Below are 22163 nucleotides of genomic sequence, written 5' to 3'. Positions count from 1 at the left end.
ACTAGTGGGCGCCCAGCTCAGGCCGGTCGTCGGGCAGCTCCAGCACCCACTCCTGGACCTCGACGCCGCGGCCGTGGGCGTACCCGGAGTCCTCGCCGACCACGACGAAGCCGCACTTGCGCAGCACGGCGAGGGAGGCCCGGTTGTCCTTCGCGGCGCGGGCGTGCACCGGGCGCTGCGGCAGCTCGCGCAGCAGCGCGCCGAGCGCGGCGGTGGCGTGGCCCCGACCCCAGCGCCGCGGGTCGATCCAGTAGCTGACCTCGGTCAGCTCGTCCACCGGGAAGGCGGCCACGTAACCGACCACCTCACCGTCGGCGACGACGGTGCGGGTGACGATCCGGGGGTCGGCGCGGATGCGCCGCCAGTGCGCGTCGAACGCCGCCCGGTCGGCCGGGTCGGCCGGCCCGAAGGCCGCCATCCAGTTGGCCTCCGGGTCCTGCTGATGGGCGAAGAAGTGCGGCAGGTCGTCGTCGCGCACCGGGCGGAGCTGCACAGGGACGGTCACGGGCCAGAGCGTACGCAGCGGCACCGACGATCCCGGGCCGCCACCGCGCCCCGGCCGACCGCGCAGCCGCGCCCGACGTCGGCGTGTCCGGCCGAATGCCGGCGTCACGGGACGGGTAAGTCGACAATGACCTGACCGACCCGGGGAGTGCCGATGAACCGTCCTGTCGTGGTGGGCGTCGACGGATCGCCGTCCAGCCTGGTAGCCGCGGAACACGCGGCCCGCGCCGCCCGGCTGCGGTCCCGGCCGCTGCGCCTGGTGCACGGCTACCTGCACCCGCTCGGCTACGGCGTGCCGCTCAACCCGTACGACCTCGGGGTGCCGGCGCCCTCGGAGGAGGCCCAGAAGATGCTGGAGCGGACGGCGGCCGACCTGGCCGGCCGCTGGCCCGACCTGGAGGTCGAGGTACGCCAGGTGGCCGGCGGCCCGGGCGCCACCCTCATCGAGGAGTCCCGCCGGGCCGAGCTGGTGGTGGTGGGCAGCCGCGGGCTGGGCGGCTTCACCGGGCTGCTGCTCGGCTCGGTCGGCGCGCAGGTGGCCGCGCACGCGCACTGCCCGGTGCTGGTGGTCCGCCCCGACGAGCAGCCGATCCCGGTGGACGGGCCGGTACTGGCCGGGGTGGACGGCTCGGGGCCGTCCCGGCTCGCCGTCGGGTACGCCGCCGACGAGGCGGCCCGCCGGGACGTGCCGCTGGTGCTGGTGCACGTCGGCCCGCCGGACGGGGACCGGCCGGTGCCGGAGGAGGTCGAGGAGTCGCAGGCCGCGTACCAGGCCGAGGCGGTGCGGCTGCTGGCCGAGGCGTCCGGCGTGGCCCGGGCCGACCACCCGGACCTGGTGGTGCGGGAGCACCCGGTCCGGGCGGCCGGCGCCGCGCAGGGACTGGTCGAGGCGAGCGGCACGGCGTCGCTGCTGGCGGTGGGCACCCGGGGCCGGGGCGGCTTCACCGGGCTGCTGCTCGGCTCGGTCAGCCAGGCGGTGGCGCAGCACGCCCACTGCCCGGTGCTGGTCGCCCACCCGTACGACCGGGCGGAGTGATCGGTCAGCTCTCCCGGCCGCCGCCGAGGAGCTGGGCGAAGTCGGTGGTCAGGGCGAACGGGTCCACCGGGCCGGAGGCCGGCAGCCGGTGGTCGACCTGATCGGCCAGCTCGACGCCGGCCCGCCGGATGCGGGCGCGCAGCGCGCCGTCGGCGTTGCCGCCGGACCAGTCCTCGGGCGCGGCGAAGACCGCCGTGGGGGCCACCGCCGCCCGCAGGTAGGTGAACATCGGCCGGACGGCGTGCTCCAGAGCCAGCGAGTGCCGGGCGGTGCCGCCGGTCGCGCCGATCAGCACCGGCCGGTCGGCCAGCGCCCCGGACTCCAGCACGTCGAAGAAGGACTTGAACAGCCCGTTGTACGACGCGTTGAAGATCGGGGTGACGGCGACGATCCCGTCCGCCCCGGTCACCGCGTCGACGGCCTCCCGCAGCGTGGCCGGCGGGAACCCGGTGAGCATGTTGTTCACCACGTCGTGGGCGTGGTCGCGCAGCTCGACGACGCGCAGCTCCACCTCGGCGCCCCGCCGGACCAGCTCGTCGCGGGCGGCCGCGGCGAGCTGGTCGGCGAGCAGTCGGGTCGAGGAGGGCTGGCTGAGGCCGGCCGAGACCACGGCCAGGGTGCGCCGGCTCATCGGGTGGCCTGCCCGCCGGTCGCCTCGGCGTCGCGGGCGGCGACCAGCGAGGCGTGGGTGGGCGCGGCGGGCACGTGCGCCGGGCGCAGGCTGTCGAACTCCTTGCGCAGCACCGGGACGACCTCCTCCCCGAGGAGGTCGAGCTGCTCCAGCACGGTCTTCAGCGGCAGGCCGGCGTGGTCCATGACGAAGAGCTGCCGCTGGTAGTCGCCGACGTACTCCCGGAAGCCGAGCGTGCGGTCGATGACCTCCTGCGGGCTGCCCACGGTCAGTGGGGTCTCCCGGCTGAACTCCTCCAGCGACGGCCCGTGCCCGTAGACCGGGGCGTTGTCGAAGTACGGCCGGAACTCCCGGACCGCGTCCTGGGAGTTGCGCCGCATGAAGACCTGCCCGCCGAGGCCGACGATGGCCTGCTCGGGGGTGCCGTGGCCGTAGTGGGCGAAGCGCTGCCGGTAGAGCCCCACCATCCGCTGGGTGTGCTCCTTGGGCCAGAAGATGTGGTTGGCGAAGAAGCCGTCGCCGTAGTAGGCGGCCTGCTCGGCGATCTCCGGGCTGCGGATCGAGCCGTGCCAGACGAACGGGGGCACGCCGTCCAGCGGACGCGGCGTCGAGGTGAACGACTGCAACGGGGTACGGAACCGGCCCTGCCAGTCGACCACGTCCTCCCGCCACAGCCGGCGCAGCAGGTCGTAGTTCTCGATCGCCAGCGGAATGCCGTTGCGGATGTCCTGCCCGAACCACGGGTAGACCGGACCGGTGTTGCCCCGACCCATCATCAGGTCCACCCGACCGTCGGCCAGGTGCTGGAGCATCGCGTAGTCCTCCGCGATCTTCACCGGGTCGTTCGTGGTGATCAGCGTGGTGGAGGTGGAGAGCAGCAGCCGCTCGGTGCGGGCCGCGATGTAGCCGAGCATGGTGGTGGGGGACGACGGCACGAACGGCGGGTTGTGGTGCTCGCCGGTGGCGAAGACGTCGAGGCCGACCTCTTCGGCCTTGAGCGCGATGGTCACCATCGCCTTGATCCGCTCATGCTCGGTCGGTTCCCGGCCGTTGGTCGGGTCGACCGTGACGTCGCCTACGGTAAAGACTCCGAACTGCATGACCGCTCCTCGTGTGTCGGGCCGGGGGGCTGAGGTGGTCACCCGGGCATCGCACACAACTTATTTGCTTCGTCAACTATTCCGCCAGCGGCAGGGCCCCGGGTGGCCGGGGTCACCCCGCGCGCCCGGTGGCACGGCGGTCGGCCGACGGCGTACCCGACCGGGATGCCGGCCCGGGCGGCGGGGCGCTCAGCCGCCGGCCACCGACGGCAGCACCCGCACCTCGGCGCCGTCGGCGACCGGGGCGGCCACTCCCCCGGTGTGCCGGCAGTCCTCCCCGTCGACGTAGACGTTGACGTACCGGCGCAGCTCACCCCGTTCGTCGCGGATGCGGCGGGCCAGCCGGGGCCAGGAGACGGCGAGCGCGTCCAGGACCGCCCCGACCGAGCCGGCGGCCTCCACGGTCAGCCGGCTGGCGCCGCCGACCTCGCCGCGCAGTGGACCCGGGACCAGCACGGTGACCATCTCAAATCTCCGCGGCCCGGACGCAGAGCACGTCGGGCAGGTGGGCGGCGACCGGGGACCAGGAGTCACCGTCGTCGCGGCTGGCGTAGACCTCGCCGGAGCGGGTGCCGAAGTAGACCCCACCCCCCTCGCCGGCGCACATCGCGTCCCGCAGCACCGACGGGTAGAACGGCTGCTCCGGCAGGCCCACCGAGAGCGGGTCCCACTTGCCGCCGGCGTCGGCCGAGCGGAACACCCGGCAGCGGTGGTCCACCGGGAAGCGCTGGGCGTCGGCGATCAGCGGGAACGTCCAGACCGTGCCGGGGCGGGACGGGTGGGCGACCATCGGGAAGCCGAAGTCACTGGGCAGGCCGGCGGCGATCGACGTCCAGGTGCGGCCGTCGTCGTCCGAGCGGTAGACGCCGTGGTGGTTCTGCGCGTAGAGCCGCTCGGGGTTGCCGGCGTCGCGGGCGACCTTGTGCACGCACTGCCCGAACTCGGGCCACTCGTCGGGCAGGAAGTAGGCCCGGATGCCGGTGTTGCCGGGCGACCAGCTCGCCCCCGCGTCCTCGGAGCGGTAGACCCCGCCGGTGGACATGGCGACGACGATCCGCTGCGGGTCGCGCGGGTGCGGCAGCACGGTGTGCACCGCCTGGCCGCCGAAACCGGCGCCCCACTGCTCCCGGTGCGGATGGTTCCAGAGCGACCGGACCAGGGTGAAGCTGCGCCCGCCGTCGGTCGACCGGAACAGCGCCGACGGCTCGGTGCCGGCCCAGACCACGCCCGGCTCGTCCGGCCCGGCCGGGACCAGCTGCCAGACCCGACCGAGGGTGGCGCCGGTGTCGGCGGGGAAGGCCACCGGCGCCTGCTCCGGCTCGTTCCACGAGGCGCCCAGGTCGTCGCTGGTGGCGACGCTCGGCCCGAAGTGTGAGCTGGTCATGCCGGCGAGCAGCCGGGGGGCGGCGGGGCGGCGGTCGACGGCGACCGCGTAGACCCCGGTCATCGGGAAGTGCGGGCCGCTCACCTCCCACCCGCTCCGCGCTCCGTCGCTGGTGGCGAGGAAGAGCCCCTTGGCGGTGCCGATGGCGAGCAGGGTGGTCACGACCGTCCTCCGATCCGTCGCCGTGCAGGTGGCGTGATTATGGCCACACCCTCCGACACATTCCGAGGGTCCACGCCGCCCCGCGGGTTCAGGACCGGCTTCGGGGCACGTGCCGGCGGTAGCTGCTCACCGTGGGATCGCCGGTGATCCAGAAGCGCCAGGGCACGTCGTGCGCGCCGGTCACCCCGACCCGCGGACCGGCGGAGACCGCCGCGTCGGGCACCGGCGCCTCCGCCGGCCGCAGCCGGACCGGGCCGTCGCCGAGCAGATCCAGGCCGTAGACGGACCGGTCGATGCCCAGGGTGGCGCAGAGCCGCGCCGGGCCGCGGGCCAGGTCCACCTCCCGGCGTACGGCGGGACGGCGGGCCCGCGCCACGTCGAGGCCGTCGACCACCTCGCCGGCGCGCAGCAGCACCGCCGAGGCCTCGCCGTCCGGACCGGTGACGACGTTCATGCACCAGTGCATGCCGTAGGTGAAGTACACGTAGGCGTGCCCCGCCGGGCCGAACATCACCGCGTTGCGCGGGGTGCGACCCCGGTGCGCGTGCGAGGCCGGGTCGCCGGCCGTGCCCGCGTACGCCTCGACCTCGGTGATCCGCACGGTGACGCCGCCGGCGGTCAGGCGGCAGCCGAGCAGCCCCCGGGCCGCCGGCACCACCTCGCCGGCGAGCAGTTCGGCCAGCGGGGCCGGGTCGGTGCCGGTCACGAAGCGGGTTCCGTCGCAGCTCACACCCAGACGGTACCCACCCGTGCGTTGCGCCACCCCCTCCTCGTAATTAGGGCAGCCTCACCTTAGAGTTGGCGCGTGACACCCCCGCCTGACCTGCTGCCCGCCGTCCGCGCGGTGCCGTTCGTCCGGGACCTGGCCACCCACGGTGACCGTCCCGCCGTCGTCACCGCCGACGGCGTGCTGTCGTACGCGGAGCTGGCCGCGCGGGTCGACCGGACCGCCCGGCGGCTCGGCGAGGGGCGGCGGCTGGTCCTGGTGACCGGGGCGAACACCGTCGACTCCCTGGTGGCGTACCTGGCCGGGCTGCGCGCCGGGCATCCCGTCCTGCTGGTGCCCGGCGACGGCCCGGCGGTCGCGGCGCTGACCGAGGCGTACGACCCGGACGTGGTGGTCGGTCCGGTCGAGGGCCGGTGGACGATCACCGAGCGGCGCCCGGGCACCGCCCACACGCCGCACCCCGACCTGGCGCTGCTGCTGAGCACCTCCGGGTCCACCGGCTCGCCCAAGCTGGTCCGGCTCTCCGCCGCGAACCTCCAGGCCAACGCCGAGTCGATCGCCGAGTACCTGGCGGTGCGGGACACCGACCGGGCGGCGACCAGCCTGCCGCTGCACTACTGCTACGGCCTGTCGGTGGTGAACAGCCACCTGGCCCGGGGCGCCGCGCTGATCCTCACCGACCACTCGGTCGCCGACACCTGCTTCTGGGAGCTGTTCCGGGCGGCCCGGGGGACCAGCTTCGCCGGCGTGCCGTACACCTTCGACCTGCTGGACCGGGTCGGCTTCGCCGCGATGGACCTGCCGCACCTGCGCTACGTCACCGCCGCCGGCGGCCGGCTCGCCCCGGCGCAGGTGGTCCGCTACGCCGAGCTGGGCCGGCGCAACGGCTGGGACCTCTTCGTCATGTACGGGCAGACCGAGGCGACCGCGCGGATGGCGTACCTCCCGCCGGACCTGGCGGTCGACCACCCGGCGGCGATCGGCGTGCCGGTGCCTGGCGGCGCGTTCCGGCTCGCGCCCGTCGCCGACCACCCCGACCCGGAGGTCGGCGAGCTGGTCTACGCCGGCCCGAACGTCATGCTGGGCTACGCCGGCTCCCCCGCCGACCTGGCCCTGGGTCGGACGGTGGACGAGCTGCACACCGGCGACCTGGCCCGGCGCACCCCCGAGGGGCTGTACGAGATCGTCGGCCGGCGCAGTCGGTTCGCCAAGATCCTCGGGCTGCGGGTCGACCCGCAGCAGATCGAGACGCTGCTGGCGGCGCACGGGGTGGCCGCCACCTGCGTCGGCGGCGACGACGAGCTGGTCGTCGCCGTGGTCGGCCAGGGCGACCCGCGCCGGGTACGCCGGCTGGTCGCCGACGAGATCGGCCTGCCGCCGCGCGCGGTCCGGGTGCTCCCGCTGGCCGAGCTGCCCCGGCTGGCCAGCGGCAAGCCCGACCTGGCCGCCCTGCGCGCCCTGGCCGACGCCGCCGCGACGCCCGCGCCGACGGCGGAGGTGCCGGCCGACGACCTGTGCCGGCTCTACGCGGAGGTGCTGGACCGCACCGACGTCACCCCGGAGCTGAGCTTCGTCGACCTCGGCGGGGACTCCCTGTCGTACGTCGAGATGTCGGTCCGCCTGGAACAGGTGCTGGGCCACCTGCCGGCGAACTGGCACGTGCTGCCGATCGCCGACCTGCGCGCGCCGGCCCGCCGGAGCGGCCGGCGCCGGGCGTTGGAGACCAGCGTGGCGCTGCGCGCGGTGGCGATCGTGCTGATCGTCGGCTCGCACATCCCGCTGTTCACCCTCACCGGCGGCGCCCACCTGCTGCTCGGGGTGGCCGGCTTCAACTTCGCCCGGTTCCAGCTCACCGACGCCGACCGGCGGGACCGGCTGCGCCAGATCCGCGCCGGGCTGACCCGGATCGTGCTGCCGACGACGGCCTGGATCGGGGCGGTGATGCTGGTCCGCGACGACTACCAGCTCAGCACCCTGCTGCTGCTCAACAGCATCGCCGGGCCGGAGAACGGCGAGACCCAGTGGCACTTCTGGTTCATCGAGGCGCTGGTCCACCTCCTGGTGGCCCTGGCCGCCCTGCTCGGCCTGCGCCGGGTGGACCGGCTGGAACGGCGGTTCCCGTTCGCCTTCCCGCTCGGCCTGACCGCGGTCGCGCTGCTCGGCCGGTACGACGTGTTCGGCCTCGACGCCCGCTACGACCTGCCGTCGGCGCTGGTGGCGGGGTGGCTGTTCACGCTGGGCTGGGCCGCCGCCCGCGCCGACGGGGTGCGGCAACGGCTGCTGGTCACGGCCGCCGCGGCGGCGACCGTGCCGGGGTTCTTCGGCCAGCCGCAGCGGGAGGCGCTGATCGTGGCCGGGCTGGCGCTGCTGATCTGGCTGCCCACCGTGCCGAGCCTGGCCGTGGTCAACCGGGTCGCCGGGGTGCTGGCCGCCAGCTCGCTCTACATCTACCTCACCCACTGGCAGGTCTATCCGCACCTGCGGGACCTGCCGCTGGTGGCGCTGGCCGCGTCCCTGGCCGTGGGCATCGGGTACGCCACGGTGGTGAACCGGGCCTGGGCCTGGGTCGCCGGTCGCCGACGTCGCGCCCGGGGCACCCCGCAGCGCGAAGAACTCCTCGCCGCCCGCACCGGTTGACCCGTCCGGGGGCCCCGGATGTCACCGGTCTCGGTGAGACTGGGCGGGACGACGGGAGGACGCGATGACCCGCGAGGAGATGCTGGCGTACTGCCTGGCCAAGCCGGGCGCCTGGCTGGACCGGCCGTGGGAGGGCGACGAGGTGGTGAAGGTGGGCAGCCGGATCTTCGCCTTCCTCGGCGCCCCGGACGGCGACCCCCGGGTCGGGGTGAAGTGCGGTCCGTCCCGGGAGGTGGCCGACGAGTGGCTGCACCGCTTCCCCGACGACGCGAAGGCGTCGCCGTACATCGGGCGGTCGGGCTGGAACTCGCTGCGGCTCGACGGGGAGATCCCCGAGGACGAGCTGGTCGAGGCGGTCGACGGCTCGTACGACGCGGTGGTGGCGAAGCTGCCGAAGCGGGAACGCCCCACCGGCTCGTGACGCGAGGCGACGCTACGGGCGGTCGCCGGGGAGCACGGCGGCGAGTTCCTCCTCGTACGTGGCGACCGGGCGGCCATCGGCCCCGTAGGCGACGAGCCGGCCGTGCGCCATGGTCGCCGATCGGAACGAGAACGTCCGGGAACCGGGGTAGGCGGCCAGCAGCGGAATGACCCGGGGCGCGCCACCGGGGGCGGAGTGGTACTCCAGGCGCGCCACCCGCGGGGACACCACTCCGTTGACCCGTACCTTGGTCTTCTCGCTCCGCATGGCGAAGGTCACCGGAGCGTCGGTGCCGTAGGAGGCGCACTGCACCGGCCCCCGGCAGGCGAAGAAGTAGCGCGGGTTGTCCACGTCGTCGAGGGTGTAGGCCTTGAACGTGGGGTCCGCTCCCGCCGGTAGCGGCTGCACGGCGAGGAAGGCCAGCGCCGCCACCGCCGCCACGCCCCACCGGAGCCACCCCCGCCGCGGGGGTGGTCGCCGGTTCGTCCGGGTCGCCAGGACCGCCAGCTGACCGAACCCGGCCAGGCAGAGCACACACACGCCGAGGGCGCGGGCGTTCTCGAACAGGAACTGGACTCCCGGCCTCATCGACACCGGCCCCAGCACCGCGCCCAACGACACCACCATGGCCACCAGCAGCACGACACCGGCCGCCCGGCGGGCCATCCCGGACGCGCCGATCAGCAACATCGCGGCCAGCACCGGCCAGACCTGGTGATGGGTCCAGGAGACCGGGGACGCGGTCACGGTGGCGCACCCGACCAGCACGGCGGCGTGCCCGGGACGGCCGTCCGCCGTGAGCTGGCGTGCGCGCAGCAGCGCGACCGTACAGATGACGGCCACCAGGCCGGCCCAGATCGCAGGTAGGGAGGTCTCGTCCACCCCGATCCGGAGCAGCATCCCGTGCAGCGACTGGTTGCCCAGCGACGCGAGGTTGCCGATCCGGGAGGTCTGCCGCACCGTGGCGGTCCAGTAGGTCCAGCTCTCCGTGGGCAGCACGGCCGCGGCGAGCCCCGCGCAGGCCAGGAAGGCGCCGGCGGCGCGGCCCGCGTCCCGGAAGCGACCGGTCGCCAGGAAGTACACCACGAACAGCAGCGGGGTCAGTTTGATCGCCGCCGCCACTCCGACGAGTACGCCCCGCAGCCGCGGCGGCAGGACGCCCATGCCGTCGAGGAGGGCCAGGAGCACGATGAAGATGCTGACCTGGCCGAACCGCAGGTTGCTCTGCACCGGCGCGGAGAGCATCAGCACGGTGGCCACGGCCGCCGTGACCAGTGGCCGCCGGGACCGCTCGGAGGCCAGCACGCGACCGACCGGCACGGCGAGGGCGGCCACCGCCGCGCAGGTCATCGCCAGCCAGATCACCTGCACCACCGACTCGGACGCGGCGGTGACCGGCCAGAGCACGAGCGCCGCGAACGGCGGGTAGGTGAAGGGGCCGCCGTTGTCCGCGACGTACTCGTAGAGCGGGCGCCCGGCCCGCAGGTCGGTCAGAGCCCCGACGTAGATGTGCAGGTCGGAGAGGCGGTCCTCGCGTCGCCAGACGAGAGCGACGGACAACATCGCCGCCAGCGTGAACCCCGCCCACGACAGCACCACCCGTCGATCCCGCACCTGCCGAGGATAGGCGCCGGCGCGACCCCGGTGGGGGCACCGATTCACGCGCGACGCGGTGGCGACTAAGCCGCCGCGACACGGCGGCGGTGACGGCGCGCGGCGCGCGGGCGGACGGCCCGCGCGCCGCGACCGGTCACCTCAGCGGGGTACGACCCGCTCGGCGGCCCACTCCCGCCAGCCGGCCAGCCGGTCCGCGGCGGCGGCGAGCTGGTCGGCGACCGGCCCGGGGCCGGTGGAGCCGGGGGTGGTCCGGGCGGCGAGCGCCGAGCGGACCGAGAGCACGTCGCGCACGCTCGGGTCGAGGTGCTCGCTGACCGTGGTCAGATCGTCGTCGGAGACCTGGTCCAGGGCGCAGTCGCGGGCGGCGCAGAGCGCGACGAGCCGGCCGGTGATCTCGTGCGCGTCGCGGAACGGCACGCCCTTGCGGACCAGCCAGTCGGCGATCTCGGTGGCGAGCGAGTAGCCCACCGGCGCGGCGGCCACCAGGCGGTCGACCCGGACCGTCATCGTGGAGATCATCCCGGCCAGCGCGGGCAGCAGCAGCTCCAGGGTGTCGACCGCGTCGAAGGCCGGCTCCTTGTCCTCCTGCATGTCCCGGTCGTACGTCATGGGCAGGCCCTTGAGCATGGTGAGCACGCTCATCAGCCCGCCCACCAGGCGCCCGGACTTGCCCCGGGCCAGCTCGGCGATGTCCGCGTTCTTCTTCTGCGGCATGATCGACGAGCCGGTGGCGAAGGCGTCGTCCAGCTCGACCCAGCCGAACTCGTGCGAGGTCCAGAGCACCACCTCCTCGCCGAGCCGGGACAGGTGCACGCCGATCAGCGCGGTGGTGAAGAGGAACTCGGCGACGAAGTCCCGGTCGGCCACGGCGTCCATCGAGTTGGCGAAGGACGTCCGGAAGCCCAGCTCCTTGGCCACGGCCACCGGGTCCAGCGGCAGGCCGGAGCCGGCGAGGGCACCGGCGCCGAGGGGGCTGACCGCCGCCCGGTGGTCCCAGTCGCGCAGCCGCTCCAGGTCGCGCAGCAGCGGCTGCACGTGCGCGAGCAGCCAGTGCCCGAAGGTGACCGGCTGGGCGTGCTGGAGGTGGGTCATCCCGGGCGCGGCCGTGTCGACGTGCCGCTCGGCCTGCTCCACCAGCGCCTCGGCCAGCTCGACCAGCCGGCCGGCCACGCCGCGGGCGTGGTCGCGCAGGTAGAGCCGCAGGTCGGTGGCGACCTGGTCGTTGCGGGACCGGCCGGCGCGCAGCTTGCCGCCGAGGCTACCGAGCCGCTCCAGCAGGCCGCGTTCCAGCGCGGTGTGCACGTCCTCGTCGTCGATGGTCGGGCGGAACTGCCCGGACGCGCAGGCCGCCTCCAGGTCGTCCAGCGCGGCGAGGATCCGGCCCAGCTCCTCCGGGTCGAGCAGGCCGGCGCCGGCCAGCACCCGGGCGTGCGCCCGGGAGCCGGCGATGTCGTACGGGGCGAGGCGCCAGTCGAACTGGACGCTCACCGACAGCCGCGCGAGGGCCTCGGCGGGACCACCGGCGAACCGGCCACCCCACAGGCTCGTCCGGTTGGCCGGGGCGCTGTTCTCGGTCAGGCTCTTGTCGTCCACCCGGCCCATTGTGGCAGTGCTCACGCTCGCACCCACGATCAGGAGCCACCCAACCGGGCGTCCCGCTCGGCGGCCATCTTGCTGGGCAGGCCCCACAGCTGCACGAAGCCCTTGGCCAGAGACTGGTCGAAGGTGTCGCCGGTGTCGTAGGTGGCCATGCCGAAGTCGTAGAGGCTGGCCTCGGAGCGCCGGCCGGTGACCGTCGCCCGACCACCGTGCAGGACGAGCCGCACCTCGCCGGAGACGTGCCGCTGGGCGTCGTCGATGAAGGCGTCCAGGGAGTCCTTCAGCGGGGAGAACCAGAGGCCGTCGTAGACCAGCTCGCCCCAGCGCTGGTCCACGCCCTTCTTGAACCGGGCCAGGTCCCGCTCGACGGTGACCGCCTCCAGCTCCTGGTGGGCGGTGATCAGCGCGATCGCGCCGGGGGCCTCGTACACCTCGCGGCTCTTGATGCCGACGAGCCGGTCCTCGACCATGTCGAGCCGGCCGACGCCCTGGGCGCCGGCACGCCGGTTGAGCTCCAGGATCGCCTGGTACGGGGTGACCGTCTCGCCGTCGATCGCCACCGGGTTGCCGGCGTCGAAGGTGATCACGACCTCGTCGGCGTCGCGCGGCTCGGCCGGGTCGGCGGTGTACGAGTACAGGTCCTCGATGGGCGCGTTCCAGATGTCCTCCAGGAAGCCGGTCTCCACGGCGCGACCCCAGAGGTTCTGGTCGATCGAGTACGGGGACTTGGCCGACACGTCGATCGGCAGCCCCTTCTCCTCGGCGAAGGCGATCGCCTTGTCCCGCGTCCAGGCGAAGTCCCGCGCCGGCGCGATGATCTTCAGATCGGGGGCGAGCGCGCCCAGGCCGACCTCGAAGCGGACCTGGTCGTTGCCCTTGCCGGTGCAGCCGTGCGAGACGATCGTGCCGCCGTGCTTGCGGGCCGCGGCGACCAGGTGCTTGACGATCAGCGGCCGGGACAGCGCGGAGACCAGCGGATAGCGGTCCATGTAGAGCGCGTTGGCGCGCATCGCCGGCAGGCAGTAGTCGGCGGCGAACTCGTCGCGCGCGTCGACCACCTCCGACTCGACGGCGCCGCAGTCCAGCGCGCGCTGCCGGATGGCGTCGAGGTCCTCTCCGCCCTGTCCGACGTCGACGGCCACCGCGATGATCTCGGCGCCGGTCTGCTCGGCGAGGTACGGAATGGCGACGGAGGTGTCGAGACCTCCGGAGTAGGCAAGGACGACCCGCTCGGTCATGATGTGCTGCTCCCTTCGATATGTTCTTCCCGGCGGGCCCACCCGGCGAGCTTGTCGCCGAGCGCGGCCCCGCCGACGGCCTCGCGGGCCACGACGAGAATGGTGTCGTCGCCGGCGATGGTGCCGACGACCTCGGGCAGGCCCGCTCGATCCAACGCGCTGGCCAGGTAGTGGGCTGCGCCCGGCGGGGTGCGCAGTACGGCGATGTTGCCGCTGGAGTCGACCCCGTTGAGCAGCTCGCGGAGCAGCCGCACCAGCCGGGCGGGGGCCGCCTCGGCGTCGCGCAGCGGCCGGTGGCCGTCCTCGGGGATCAGGTAGACGGCCCGCCCGTCACCGCCGCGGGCCTTGACCGCGCCCAACTCCTCCAGGTCCCGCGACAGGGTGGCCTGGGTGACCTGGACGCCGTCACCGGCGAGCAGGTCGGCCAGCTCGGTCTGCGAGCGGATGGTCTTGTCGCGGATCAGCTCGACGATGCGGGCGTGCCGGGCGGCGCGGGTCAGCGGGGCGGTCATGATGTCGATGCCTCCAGGAGAAACGTCAGCAGCGCCTTCTGGGCGTGCAGGCGATTCTCCGCCTGGTCGAAGACCGCGCTGCGCGGCCCGTCCAGCACCTCGTCGGTGATCTCCTCGCCCCGGTGCGCCGGCAGGCAGTGCAGCACGATCGCCGCCTCGGCGGCGTGGGCCAGCAGCGCGTCGTTGACCTGGTACGGCAGGAACGGGGTGGTCCGGTCCAGCCCGTCGCCCTCCTGACCCATCGAGGTCCAGGTGTCGGTGGCCACCACGTCCGCGCCGCGGACCGCCGCCACCGGGTCGACCAGGGCGCGGACCGAGCCGCCGGTGCCGGTGGCGATCTTCTCCGCCCGGGCCAGCACCTCGGGGTCGGGGTGGAACCCGAGCGGCCCGGCGACCCGGACGTGCATCCCGGCGGTCGCCCCGGCGAGCAGGTAGGAGTGGGCCATGTTGTTGGCCGCGTCCCCGACGTAGGCCAGGGTCCGGCCGGCGGTGGCGCCGAACCGCTCCCGGACGGTGAGCAGGTCGGCGAGGAGCTGGCAGGGGTGGTAGTCGTCGGTGAGGGCGTTGACCACCGGCACGGTGGCGCCCTGGGCCACCTCGGCGATCCGGTCGTCGCCGTGGGTGCGCAGCACGATCGCCGCGACGTAGCGGGAGAGCACCCGGCCGGCGTCGGCGAGCGTCTCGCCGCGGCCGAAGTGGGTGACCTGGGTGTCCACCACGAGCGGGTGGCCGCCGAGTTCGGCGATGCCGGCGTCGAAGGAGATCCGGGTGCGCAGGCTCTGCTTGTCGAAGAGCACCGCCACCGACCGCGGCCCGGCCAACGGGGTGAACGTGAACCGGTCGGCCTTCATCCGCGCGGCGAGGTCGAGCACGGCGGACTGCTCGGCGGGCGTCAGGTCGTCGTCGCGCAGGAAGTGCCGGATCATGCCTTCGTCTCCGTCGTGGTCGGGCTCGTCGGCGGGATCGTGGTGCGGATGGAATCGGTCAGGGGCGCCGCCGGTTCCGCGGCGTGGGGCGCGGCCGCGTCCAACGCGCCGGGCAGGGCGGCCAGGAAGGCGTCGACCTGGGCGGCGGTGAGGATCAGCGGCGGGGCGAGCCGTACCACGCCGGGCTGCACCGGGTTGACCAGGAAACCGGCGTCGCGCAGCGCGGCGGTCACCGGGCCGGAGACCGGCGCGGTGAGCGCGATCCCGATCAGCAGGCCGGCGCCGCGCACCCCGGCGACCAGCGGGTGGCCGAGCGCCTCGACGCCGCGGCGCAGCCGCTCGCCGACCCGCTTGACGTGGTCGAGCAGCCCCTCGTTGGCGATGGTGGCGACCACGGCGAGCGCGGCGGCGCAGCTGACCGGGTTGCCGCCGAAGGTGGTGCCGTGCGAGCCGGGGCGCAGCAGCTCGGCGGCCCGGCCGAAGGCGAGGCAGGCGCCGATGGGCAGCCCACCGCCGAGCCCCTTGGCCAGGGTCACCACGTCCGGTTCGACGCCGTCGGCCTGGTGGGCGAACCAGTGTCCGGTCCGGCCGATCCCGGTCTGCACCTCGTCGAGGACCAGCAGGGCGCCGTGCCGGGTGGTGATCCGCCGCGCCTCGGCCAGATAGCCGGCGGGCGGCACGACCACGCCGTTCTCCCCCTGGATCGGCTCGAGGACCACCATCGCGGTCCGGTCGGTCACCGCCGCCGCCAGCGCGGCGGTGTCGCCGTAGGGGACGTGGGTGACGTCGCCGGGCAGCGGGCGGAACGGGTCGGCCTTGGCCGGCTGGCCGGTGAGCGCCAGCGCGCCCATGGTCCGGCCGTGGAAGCCGCCGTGCGCCGCGACCACGTGCGACCGGCCGGTCAGCCGGGAGAGCTTGAACGCCGTCTCGTTGGCCTCGGCGCCGGAGTTGGCGAAGAAGACCCGGCCGGTGCGGCCGGCCAGGGCCAGCAGCAGCTCGGCGAGGGCGACCGGCGGCTCGGCGACGAAGAGGTTGGAGACGTGCCCGAGGGTGGCGACCTGCCGGGAGACGGCGGCCACCACGGCGGGGTGGGCGTGGCCGAGGGCGTTGACCGCGATGCCGCCGAGCAGGTCGACGTACTCCCGGCCGGCCTCGTCGACCACGACGGCGCCGGAGCCGGAGACGAGCGCCAGCGGCGGGGTGCCGTAGTTGTCCATCATGGCCGCGCACCAGCGCTCCACCAGGGTGCTCATGAGTCGATCACCATCGTTCCGAATCCCTCCGAGGTGAAGACCTCGAGCAGCGTGGAGTGGGCGACCCGGCCGTCGACGACGTGCGCGGCGGGCACTCCCCCACGCACCGCCCGCAGGCAGGCCTCCATCTTCGGGACCATCCCCGACTCCAGCGACGGCAGCAGCTTCGCCAGGTCCTCGGCGTCGATCTCGCTGACCAGGCTGTCGGTGTCGGGCCAGTCGGCGTACAGGCCGGGGACGTCGGTGAGGACGACCAGCTTGCGGGCGTCCAGGGCGACGGCGAGCGCCGCCGCGGCGGTGTCGGCGTTGAGGTTGTGCAGCACGCCGTCGGCGTCCGGCGCGACGGTGGAGATGACCGGGATGCGGCCGGCCGCGATCAGGTCGGTGACCGCGGAGACGTCGACCGACTCCACGTCGCCGACCTGCCCGACGTCGACCGGCTGGCCGTCGACGTACGCCGGGCGGCGCACGGCGGTGAAGAGCCCGGCGTCCTCGCCGGAGAGGCCGACCGCGAACGGGCCGTGCGCGTTGATCAGGCCCACCAGCTCCCGCCCGACCTGACCGACGAGCACCATCCGCACCACGTCCATCGCCTCCGGCGTGGTGACCCGCAGGCCGCCCCGGAACTCGCTGGCGATGCCGAGCCGGCCGAGCATCGCGGAGATCTGCGGCCCGCCGCCGTGCACGACGACCGGCCGCAGGCCGGCGTACCGGAGGAAGACCATGTCGGCGGCGAAGGCCCGCTGGAGGGCGGGGTCGACCATGGCGTTGCCGCCGTACTTGACCACGACGGTGGCGCCGGAGAAGCGGGCCAGCCAGGGCAGCGCCTCGATCAGCGTCTCGGCCTTGACCTGGGCCCGGGTGAGGTCGGCGGAGAGACTCATGCTCGAGCCTGCCTTTCGTTCGCGACTGCGGAACTCCGCTTCGCTGCGTTCCTCGCGCTCACGTCGAGTACGCCGAGTTCTCGTGCACGTACGCGTGCGACAGGTCGTTGGTCCAGACCGTCGCCGCGGCGGAGCCGGCGTGCAGGTCGATCCGGATGGTGACGTCCCGCCCGGTGAGGTCGACCTTGCTCCGGTCCTCGGCGGCGGCGCCGAAGCGGCACACCCAGACCCCGTTGACCGCGACGTCCACGCCGTCCGGCTCGAAGGCGGCGCTGGTGGTGCCGACGGCGGCGAGGATCCGGCCCCAGTTCGGGTCGTTGCCGAACAGCGCGGTCTTGACCAGGTTGTTGCGGGCCACGCTGCGGCCCACCTCGACGGCGTCGTCCTCGGTGGCGGCGCCGACGACCTCGATGGCGATCTGCTTGGTGGCGCCCTCGGCGTCGGCGATGAGCTGCTGGGCCAGGTCGTGGCAGGCGGCGGTGACCGCCGCGGTCAGCTCGGCCCCGGTGGGCTCGACGCCGGAGGCGCCGCTGGCCAGCAGCAGCACCGTGTCGTTGGTGGACATGCAGCCGTCGGAGTCGATCCGGTCGAAGGTGAGCCGGGTCGCCGCCCGCAGCGCCGCGTCGAGCGCCTCCGGCCCGGCCACCGCGTCGGTGGTCAGGACGCAGAGCATGGTCGCCATGGCCGGGGCGAGCATGCCGGCGCCCTTGGCCATGCCGCCGACGGTCCAGCCGCTGCCCCGGGCGACGATGCTCTTCGGCCGGGTGTCGGTGGTCATGATCGCCTCGGCCGCGGCGGCGCCGCCGTCCCGGGCGAGCCCCCGGACCGCGCTGCGCACCCCGGGCAGGAGCTTGTCCATCGGGAGCCGCTCGCCGATCAGCCCGGTGGAGCAGACGGCGACCTCGCCGGCGCCGAGCATCAGCCGGGGGCTGACCGAGGTCAGCGCGGCGGCGGTGTGCTCGGCGGTGGCGTGGGTGTCCTGGAAGCCGGCCGGGCCGGTGCAGGCGTTGGCGCCGCCGGAGTTGAGCACGACGGCCCGGACCACGCCGCCGCGGACGACCTGCTGGGTCCAGAGCACCGGCGCGGCCTTCACCCGGTTGGCGGTGAAGACACCGGCGACCGTGGCGTCGGGGCCGTCGTTGACGAGCAGGGCGACGTCGGCGGCGCCGCTGGACTTGAGGCCGGCGGCGATCCCGGCCGCCCGGAAGCCCCGGGGGGTGGTGACTGTCATGGCGCGACTCCGAAGGCGTGAAGGCCGGTGGTCTCGGGCAGGCCGAGCATGAGGTTGGCGTTCTGCACGGCCTGACCGGCGGCGCCCTTGCCGAGGTTGTCGATCGCGCTGACCACGATCACCCGGCCGGAGTCGACGTCCAGGGTGGCCTGCAGGTGGCAGGAGTTGCCGCCGGCCGTCGCGGCGGTGTGCGGCCAGGCGCCCTCGGGCAGCAGGTGCACGAACGGGGCGTCGGCGTACGCCGCGGCGAGGACCGCGCGCGGGTCGACGTCGCCGGTGGGCACGGCGGTGACGGTGGCCAGGATGCCGCGCGGCATGGGCGCGAGCACCGGGGTGAAGGAGAGGGTGGTCGCGCCGGTGGCCTGCTTGATCTCCGGCACGTGCTGGTGGGCGCCGACCTTGTAGGGCGACAGGTCGCCCATCACCTCGCTGCCGAGCAGGTGGGCCTTGGCGGCCCGGCCGGCGCCGGAGGTGCCGGAGGCGGCGACCACCACCACGTCGGTGGGGAAGACGGCGCCGGCGGCGATCAGCGGGGCCAGGGCCAGGGTGGTCGCCACGGCGTAGCAGCCGGTGTTCGCCACCCGGGTGGCGGCGGCGATGGCCGCCCGCTGGCCGGGCAGCTCGGGCAGGCCGTAGGTCCAGGTGCCGGCGTGCGGGCCACCGTAGTAGCGGGCCCAGGCGTCGGCGTCGGCGAGCCGGTGGTCGGCGCCGAGGTCGACCACCCGGACCGTCTCGGGCAGGGCGGCGGCCAGCGCCGCCGACTGGCCGTGCGGCAGGGCCAGGAAGACCAGGTCCGCGTCGGCCAGAGCGACCGGGTCGGTCGCCCCGAGGACCAGGTCCAGGCCCACGAGCTGCGGGTGTACGGCGGCGACGGGCTGGCCGGCCTGCCGGTGCGCGGTGGCGGCGACCAGGTCGAAGTCCGGGTGCCCGGCGACCAGGCGCAGCAGCTCGCCACCGGCGTACCCGCTCGCTCCGGCGACCGCGACTCGGATGCCCATACTCACCTCCGCATGACTATGCAAAAAGGCTAGCGACGTAACCCCTCTACTGCAAGTTCATACAACACATCGCATGAGCATGAAGCCAGAACGCCGGTCAACCGACACGAAAGAGCCCGGCCCGGTTCGCGGGGGGCGAACCGGGCCGGGTCGGGACGAACGTCGCGGGAGACTAGAGACGGCCCTCCTCGACCGCCCGGGTCACCCACGGAACGACCTCGTCGAGCATCTCGTCCAGCGAGGTGGTGGCGGTGAAGCCGAGCACCTCGCGGGCCTTCGTCACGTCCGGCACCCGCTTCTGCACGTCGTACCGGAAGGGCTCGTCGGAGACGTGCCGGAACGGCACGTCCGGGCCCTTGATCTTGTGCCAGATCAGCTCGGCCAGCTCCAGCACGCTGGTCGACTCCGCGGTGGAGAGGTTGAAGTCCTCGTTGCGCGCCGCCGGGTGCTCCACCGCGGTCGCGATGCCCCGGGCCAGGTCCCCGCCGTAGGTGTAGTGCCGCACCTGGTGGCCCTCACCGAGGATGTGCAGCGGATCCTGCCCCTTGACGATCTTCTGCACCAGGTCGGGCACCACGTGCGACATGGCCAGCTTGACGTTGCCGGAGAGCACCTCGGCCTGGCCCAGCGCCCGCCCCTCCCCCACCCCGACGCAGTTGAACGGCCGGACGATCGTGTACGGCAGCTGGTACTGCTCCCAGGCAGCCCGGGCGTAGTACTCCACGGCCAGCTTCTGGAAGCCGTACGACGACAGCGGCGGCGGGATGCGCCGCTCGTCGCCCTCCTTGCTGGGCCAGTGCTCGGTGGACTCGAAGACCATCGAGGAGGAGAGGTAGGTGACCTTCGCCAGGCTGCCCTCGCGGTGGGCGCGGATCGCCGCGTCGCAGGTCGCCGCCATGATCCGCTCGTTGGTGGCGAGCAGGTCGTAGGCGTAGGCGTGGAAGTAGGAGATGCCGCCGATCATCGCCGCGCCGGCGACCAGGTGGTCGCAGCCGTCCAGCAGCTCGGTGAGCAGGTCGACGTCGCGGGCGTCGCCCTCGGTGAAGTGGAACCGCGGGTGGTCGTCGTAGCTGTGGGTGACCGGGCCGTACTTCGAGAAGTTGTCGATCCCGACCACCTCGTGGCCCCGGTCCAGCAACTCCTGCACCAGGTAACCGCCGATGAAGCCGGCCGAACCAGTTACCAGGACCTTCGCCACGTGCGCTCCTAAACGGTCTTCTCGTACTCGGTGCTGTCGCCCTGCGGGTGACGCGGGGCCGGCACGGCCACCGCGGCGCCGCGGGCGGCGAGCTTCTCCCGGCTCAGCCGTCGACCGTAGGCGAAGAAGTACCACCGCAGGTAGCCGGGGAGGAACCGGCCCAGGTCGAAGTGGGACTCCCCCAGCGGCCGGTCCAGCCAGATGGTGGGGATCTCGGCGACGGGCAGGCGCAGCCGGGTCGCCTTCGCGGTCAACTCCAGCCCGATCTCGAAGCCGGTGCGCGACTCGATCCCGACCTCCCGCACGAAGGCCGTGTCGTACGCCTTGAAGCTGTTCGTGGCGTCCCGGGTGCCGACCCGGGCCAGGGTGTAGAGGCTGCGCCCGGCCCAGCGCGACATCATCCGCTTCAGCCGGGGGCCACCCACCTGCTGACCGCCGGGCATGTACCGGGAGGCGGCGGCGACCACCACGCCCCGGTCCACCAGCCGGGCCAGCTCGTCGATCTGGCGCGGGTCGTCGCAGCCGTCGGCCATGGTCACCACCACGACCGGGGCGAGCGCGGCGTCGATGCCGAACCGGATCGCGTTCGCCGGCCCCCGGCCGTACGTGTTGAGCACCGCCCGCACCCGCGGGTCGACCCGGGCGATCCGCTCCACGTACGGGACGGTGGTGTCCTCCGGCATGTCGTGCACGATCAACACCTCGGCCGGGAGCAGCATCTCCCGCAGCATCCGCTCCAGGCAGCGCAGGATCGCCTCGCCCTCGTTGTAGACCGGCACGATCACCGAGACCCGGGGCTTCACACCCGGACCCCCGTCCCGGTCAGGCCCCACATGTCGATCACCGGTTTGTCGGTGTCGAGGCGGGCGTACTGCTCGTGCGGGGCGGCGATGACCAGCAGGTCGGCGCGGCGCAGCACCTCGTCCAGGTCGACCAGGCGCTCGTCGGCGACGTACGGGTCCGTGCAGAGGGTCTCCCGGGTCTTCAACGCCAGGATCTTGCGCAGCTTGTACGCCAGGCTCTCCCGCGGGTCGTCCGAGCCGCCCTTGAAGGCCATTCCGAGGATCCCCACGGTCAGCTCGGACAGGTCGAACCGGTCCTCCAGCCGGGACACCAGGTACAGCGGCAGCCCCTCGTTGATCAGCATCGCGGAGTGGCCGAGCACGAAGTTGTTCCGGTTGAACGCGGCCAGCTGCATGGTGTCCTTGAACAGGCACGGCCCGGCGGCGAAACCGGGCATCGGCAGGTCCGCCGCGCGCGGGTAGTCGTGGGCCACCGCGTGCCGGATCCGGGCGAAGTCCAGCCCGAAGTCGTTGGCCATCATCCAGAACTGGTTGGCGGTGGCGAACTTGATGTAGCGCCAGGTGTTGGTGAACAGCTTCGCCAGCTCCGCCTCCTCCGGCTCGAGCGGGACGATCTGCTCGGTGAGGTGCCGGAACAGCTTCTCCGCCCGGGCCAGCGCGTGCGGCGTCCGCGCGGCGACGATCTGCGGCAGGGTGAACAGCTCCGTCATCGCCCGGCCCTCGGCGATGCGCTCCGGGCAGAACGCCACGTCCGCGCGGATGCCCTTGCCGGCGAGGAGCTTCTCGGTCAGCGCCGTCACCCCCGGGTAGACGGTGCTGCGCAGCACCACCAGCTGCCCGTCGCGCAGATGCTCGGCACAGCGCTCCAGGGCCCGCGGCACCGCGCCCAGGTCCGGGTTGAGGTGCTCGTCGACCGGGGTGCCGACCACCACCACCAGGTGCTCGGAGGCGCCCACCGCGACCGGGTCGGTGGTGGCCCGCAGCCGGCCGGCGGCGACCGCCTCGGCCAGCACCTCGGCGGCGCCCGGCTCGGCGAAGGGCAGCGTGCCGGCGTTGACCGTGGCGACGGCGTCGGCGTTGATGTCGTACAGGACGACGGAGAGGCCGCGGGAGGCGAAGGCGATGCCCAGCGGCAGGCCCACCCGACCGCAGCCGCCGACGATGCAGACGTCGACGGAGATGGGCGGGCGGCCCGTTTCCTCGGACATGACTGAACTCCCGTGGGGGTGGCGGGGTGGGGTGATCCGGCCGGTAGCCGGAATCCAAGCAGGCTAACCCCTCCCATGTGACCCGTGGGTAGCC

Annotated in this window: 21 protein-coding genes; 3 read left to right on the top strand and 18 right to left on the bottom strand. The window is 73.9% G+C overall.

Features of this window, described 5'->3' with window-relative positions; translation table 11 throughout:
- Position 1 precedes the first annotated feature (1 nt).
- On the bottom strand, positions 2-505 hold the full coding sequence (locus AC5L3Z_RS26615; RefSeq protein WP_494845858.1) for a GNAT family N-acetyltransferase: 504 nt from the start codon (positions 503-505) through the stop codon (positions 2-4).
- 147 nt (positions 506-652) lie between these two features.
- Here AC5L3Z_RS26615 and AC5L3Z_RS26610 point away from each other — a divergent pair, with 147 nt between their 5' ends.
- Positions 653-1540 (top strand): universal stress protein, encoded by an 888-nt coding sequence (locus tag AC5L3Z_RS26610; RefSeq protein ID WP_494845857.1) that lies wholly within the window; start codon positions 653-655, stop codon positions 1538-1540.
- Between the two features lie 4 nt (positions 1541-1544).
- On the opposite strand, the gene AC5L3Z_RS26605 is transcribed toward AC5L3Z_RS26610, so the two are convergent.
- The 5 genes from AC5L3Z_RS26605 to AC5L3Z_RS26585 form a co-directional block, all read right to left on the bottom strand.
- Positions 1545-2171: an FMN reductase gene (locus AC5L3Z_RS26605; RefSeq protein ID WP_494845855.1), complete on the bottom strand. Its 627-nt coding sequence runs from the start codon at positions 2169-2171 to the stop codon at positions 1545-1547.
- Positions 2168-3271 (bottom strand): LLM class flavin-dependent oxidoreductase, encoded by a 1104-nt coding sequence (locus AC5L3Z_RS26600; RefSeq protein ID WP_494845854.1) that lies wholly within the window; start codon positions 3269-3271, stop codon positions 2168-2170. The genes AC5L3Z_RS26605 and AC5L3Z_RS26600 overlap by 4 nt, the downstream gene beginning before the upstream one ends.
- A 189-nt stretch (positions 3272-3460) precedes the next feature.
- Positions 3461-3736, bottom strand: coding sequence for a ubiquitin-like small modifier protein 1 (locus AC5L3Z_RS26595; protein WP_334532119.1), 276 nt, complete (start codon positions 3734-3736; stop codon positions 3461-3463).
- Between the two features lies 1 nt (position 3737).
- Positions 3738-4817, bottom strand: a complete 1080-nt coding sequence (locus AC5L3Z_RS26590; RefSeq protein ID WP_494845853.1) for a WD40/YVTN/BNR-like repeat-containing protein — start codon at positions 4815-4817, stop codon at positions 3738-3740.
- A gap of 88 nt (positions 4818-4905) precedes the next feature.
- Entirely contained in the window at positions 4906-5547 is a 642-nt protein-coding gene (locus AC5L3Z_RS26585) for a DNA-3-methyladenine glycosylase (protein ID WP_494845852.1), read from the bottom strand.
- Positions 5548-5622: 75 nt separating this feature from the next.
- On the opposite strand from AC5L3Z_RS26585, the gene AC5L3Z_RS26580 reads away from it, so the two are divergent.
- Together AC5L3Z_RS26580 and AC5L3Z_RS26575 are read left to right on the top strand one after the other, a co-directional pair.
- Positions 5623-8181: an AMP-binding protein gene (locus AC5L3Z_RS26580; RefSeq protein WP_494845851.1), complete on the top strand. Its 2559-nt coding sequence runs from the start codon at positions 5623-5625 to the stop codon at positions 8179-8181.
- Positions 8182-8245: 64 nt separating this feature from the next.
- Complete coding sequence (locus AC5L3Z_RS26575; protein ID WP_494845849.1) at positions 8246-8602, top strand: MmcQ/YjbR family DNA-binding protein; 357 nt, start codon at positions 8246-8248, stop codon at positions 8600-8602.
- A 12-nt stretch (positions 8603-8614) separates the two neighbouring features.
- Here the strand turns inward: AC5L3Z_RS26575 and AC5L3Z_RS26570 are convergent, their stop codons facing one another.
- The 12 genes from AC5L3Z_RS26570 to AC5L3Z_RS26515 all read right to left on the bottom strand — a co-directional run bounded on the left by AC5L3Z_RS26570 (position 8615) and on the right by AC5L3Z_RS26515 (position 22069).
- On the bottom strand, positions 8615-10216 hold the full coding sequence (locus tag AC5L3Z_RS26570; protein WP_494845847.1) for a glycosyltransferase 87 family protein: 1602 nt from the start codon (positions 10214-10216) through the stop codon (positions 8615-8617).
- Between the two features lie 141 nt (positions 10217-10357).
- Positions 10358-11821: an argininosuccinate lyase gene (gene argH, locus AC5L3Z_RS26565; protein WP_494845872.1), complete on the bottom strand. Its 1464-nt coding sequence runs from the start codon at positions 11819-11821 to the stop codon at positions 10358-10360.
- 29 nt (positions 11822-11850) lie between these two features.
- Positions 11851-13056: an argininosuccinate synthase gene (locus AC5L3Z_RS26560; protein WP_494845846.1), complete on the bottom strand. Its 1206-nt coding sequence runs from the start codon at positions 13054-13056 to the stop codon at positions 11851-11853.
- Positions 13053-13568, bottom strand: coding sequence for an arginine repressor (locus AC5L3Z_RS26555; protein WP_494845845.1), 516 nt, complete (start codon positions 13566-13568; stop codon positions 13053-13055). Before AC5L3Z_RS26555 ends, AC5L3Z_RS26560 begins: the two co-directional genes overlap by 4 nt.
- The gene (gene argF, locus AC5L3Z_RS26550; protein WP_494845843.1) at positions 13565-14494 is read right to left on the bottom strand and encodes an ornithine carbamoyltransferase; all 930 of its coding nucleotides are present in this window, start codon (positions 14492-14494) and stop codon (positions 13565-13567) included. Before argF ends, AC5L3Z_RS26555 begins: the two co-directional genes overlap by 4 nt.
- Positions 14491-15747, bottom strand: a complete 1257-nt coding sequence (locus AC5L3Z_RS26545; RefSeq protein ID WP_494845841.1) for an acetylornithine transaminase — start codon at positions 15745-15747, stop codon at positions 14491-14493. Before AC5L3Z_RS26545 ends, argF begins: the two co-directional genes overlap by 4 nt.
- Positions 15744-16631, bottom strand: a complete 888-nt coding sequence (argB, locus tag AC5L3Z_RS26540) for an acetylglutamate kinase (protein ID WP_494845839.1) — start codon at positions 16629-16631, stop codon at positions 15744-15746. Before argB ends, AC5L3Z_RS26545 begins: the two co-directional genes overlap by 4 nt.
- A 58-nt stretch (positions 16632-16689) precedes the next feature.
- Positions 16690-17862: a bifunctional glutamate N-acetyltransferase/amino-acid acetyltransferase ArgJ gene (argJ, locus tag AC5L3Z_RS26535; RefSeq protein WP_494845838.1), complete on the bottom strand. Its 1173-nt coding sequence runs from the start codon at positions 17860-17862 to the stop codon at positions 16690-16692.
- Positions 17859-18860, bottom strand: coding sequence for an N-acetyl-gamma-glutamyl-phosphate reductase (gene argC, locus AC5L3Z_RS26530; RefSeq protein WP_494845836.1), 1002 nt, complete (start codon positions 18858-18860; stop codon positions 17859-17861). The genes argJ and argC overlap by 4 nt, the downstream gene beginning before the upstream one ends.
- Before the next feature lie 172 nt (positions 18861-19032).
- Positions 19033-20058 carry an NAD-dependent epimerase/dehydratase family protein gene (locus AC5L3Z_RS26525; RefSeq protein WP_334532158.1) on the bottom strand — a complete coding sequence of 342 codons (1026 nt, stop codon included), beginning with the start codon at positions 20056-20058 and terminating at the stop codon, positions 19033-19035.
- A gap of 8 nt (positions 20059-20066) precedes the next feature.
- Positions 20067-20861, bottom strand: coding sequence for a glycosyltransferase family 2 protein (locus tag AC5L3Z_RS26520; protein ID WP_334532161.1), 795 nt, complete (start codon positions 20859-20861; stop codon positions 20067-20069).
- A complete protein-coding gene (locus AC5L3Z_RS26515) occupies positions 20858-22069 on the bottom strand; it encodes a nucleotide sugar dehydrogenase (RefSeq protein ID WP_494845834.1) in 1212 nt (403 codons plus the stop codon). The genes AC5L3Z_RS26520 and AC5L3Z_RS26515 overlap by 4 nt, the downstream gene beginning before the upstream one ends.
- Between the last annotated feature and the right edge of the window lie 94 nt (positions 22070-22163).

Source organism: Micromonospora sp. LZ37 (assembly GCF_059359015.1).
The sequence above is the reverse complement of the archived record's forward strand: the minus strand, read 5'-3'. Positions and strand labels throughout refer to the sequence as shown.

Bases quoted from the DNA above. Each gene is read 5' to 3' on its own strand.
- AC5L3Z_RS26605 (WP_494845855.1), bottom strand. From the start codon at position 2,171: ATGAGCCGGCGCACCCTGGCCGTGGTCTCGGCCGGCCTCAGCCAGCCC.
- AC5L3Z_RS26600 (WP_494845854.1), bottom strand. From the start codon at position 3,271: ATGCAGTTCGGAGTCTTTACCGTAGGCGACGTCACGGTCGACCCGACC.
- AC5L3Z_RS26595 (WP_334532119.1), bottom strand. From the start codon at position 3,736: ATGGTCACCGTGCTGGTCCCGGGTCCACTGCGCGGCGAGGTCGGCGGC.
- AC5L3Z_RS26575 (WP_494845849.1), top strand. From the start codon at position 8,246: ATGACCCGCGAGGAGATGCTGGCGTACTGCCTGGCCAAGCCGGGCGCC.
- argH (WP_494845872.1), bottom strand. From the start codon at position 11,821: ATGGGCCGGGTGGACGACAAGAGCCTGACCGAGAACAGCGCCCCGGCC.
- AC5L3Z_RS26560 (WP_494845846.1), bottom strand. From the start codon at position 13,056: ATGACCGAGCGGGTCGTCCTTGCCTACTCCGGAGGTCTCGACACCTCC.
- AC5L3Z_RS26555 (WP_494845845.1), bottom strand. From the start codon at position 13,568: ATGACCGCCCCGCTGACCCGCGCCGCCCGGCACGCCCGCATCGTCGAG.
- argF (WP_494845843.1), bottom strand. From the start codon at position 14,494: ATGATCCGGCACTTCCTGCGCGACGACGACCTGACGCCCGCCGAGCAG.
- AC5L3Z_RS26545 (WP_494845841.1), bottom strand. From the start codon at position 15,747: ATGAGCACCCTGGTGGAGCGCTGGTGCGCGGCCATGATGGACAACTAC.
- argB (WP_494845839.1), bottom strand. From the start codon at position 16,631: ATGAGTCTCTCCGCCGACCTCACCCGGGCCCAGGTCAAGGCCGAGACG.
- argJ (WP_494845838.1), bottom strand. From the start codon at position 17,862: ATGACAGTCACCACCCCCCGGGGCTTCCGGGCGGCCGGGATCGCCGCC.
- argC (WP_494845836.1), bottom strand. From the start codon at position 18,860: ATGGGCATCCGAGTCGCGGTCGCCGGAGCGAGCGGGTACGCCGGTGGC.
- AC5L3Z_RS26515 (WP_494845834.1), bottom strand. From the start codon at position 22,069: ATGTCCGAGGAAACGGGCCGCCCGCCCATCTCCGTCGACGTCTGCATC.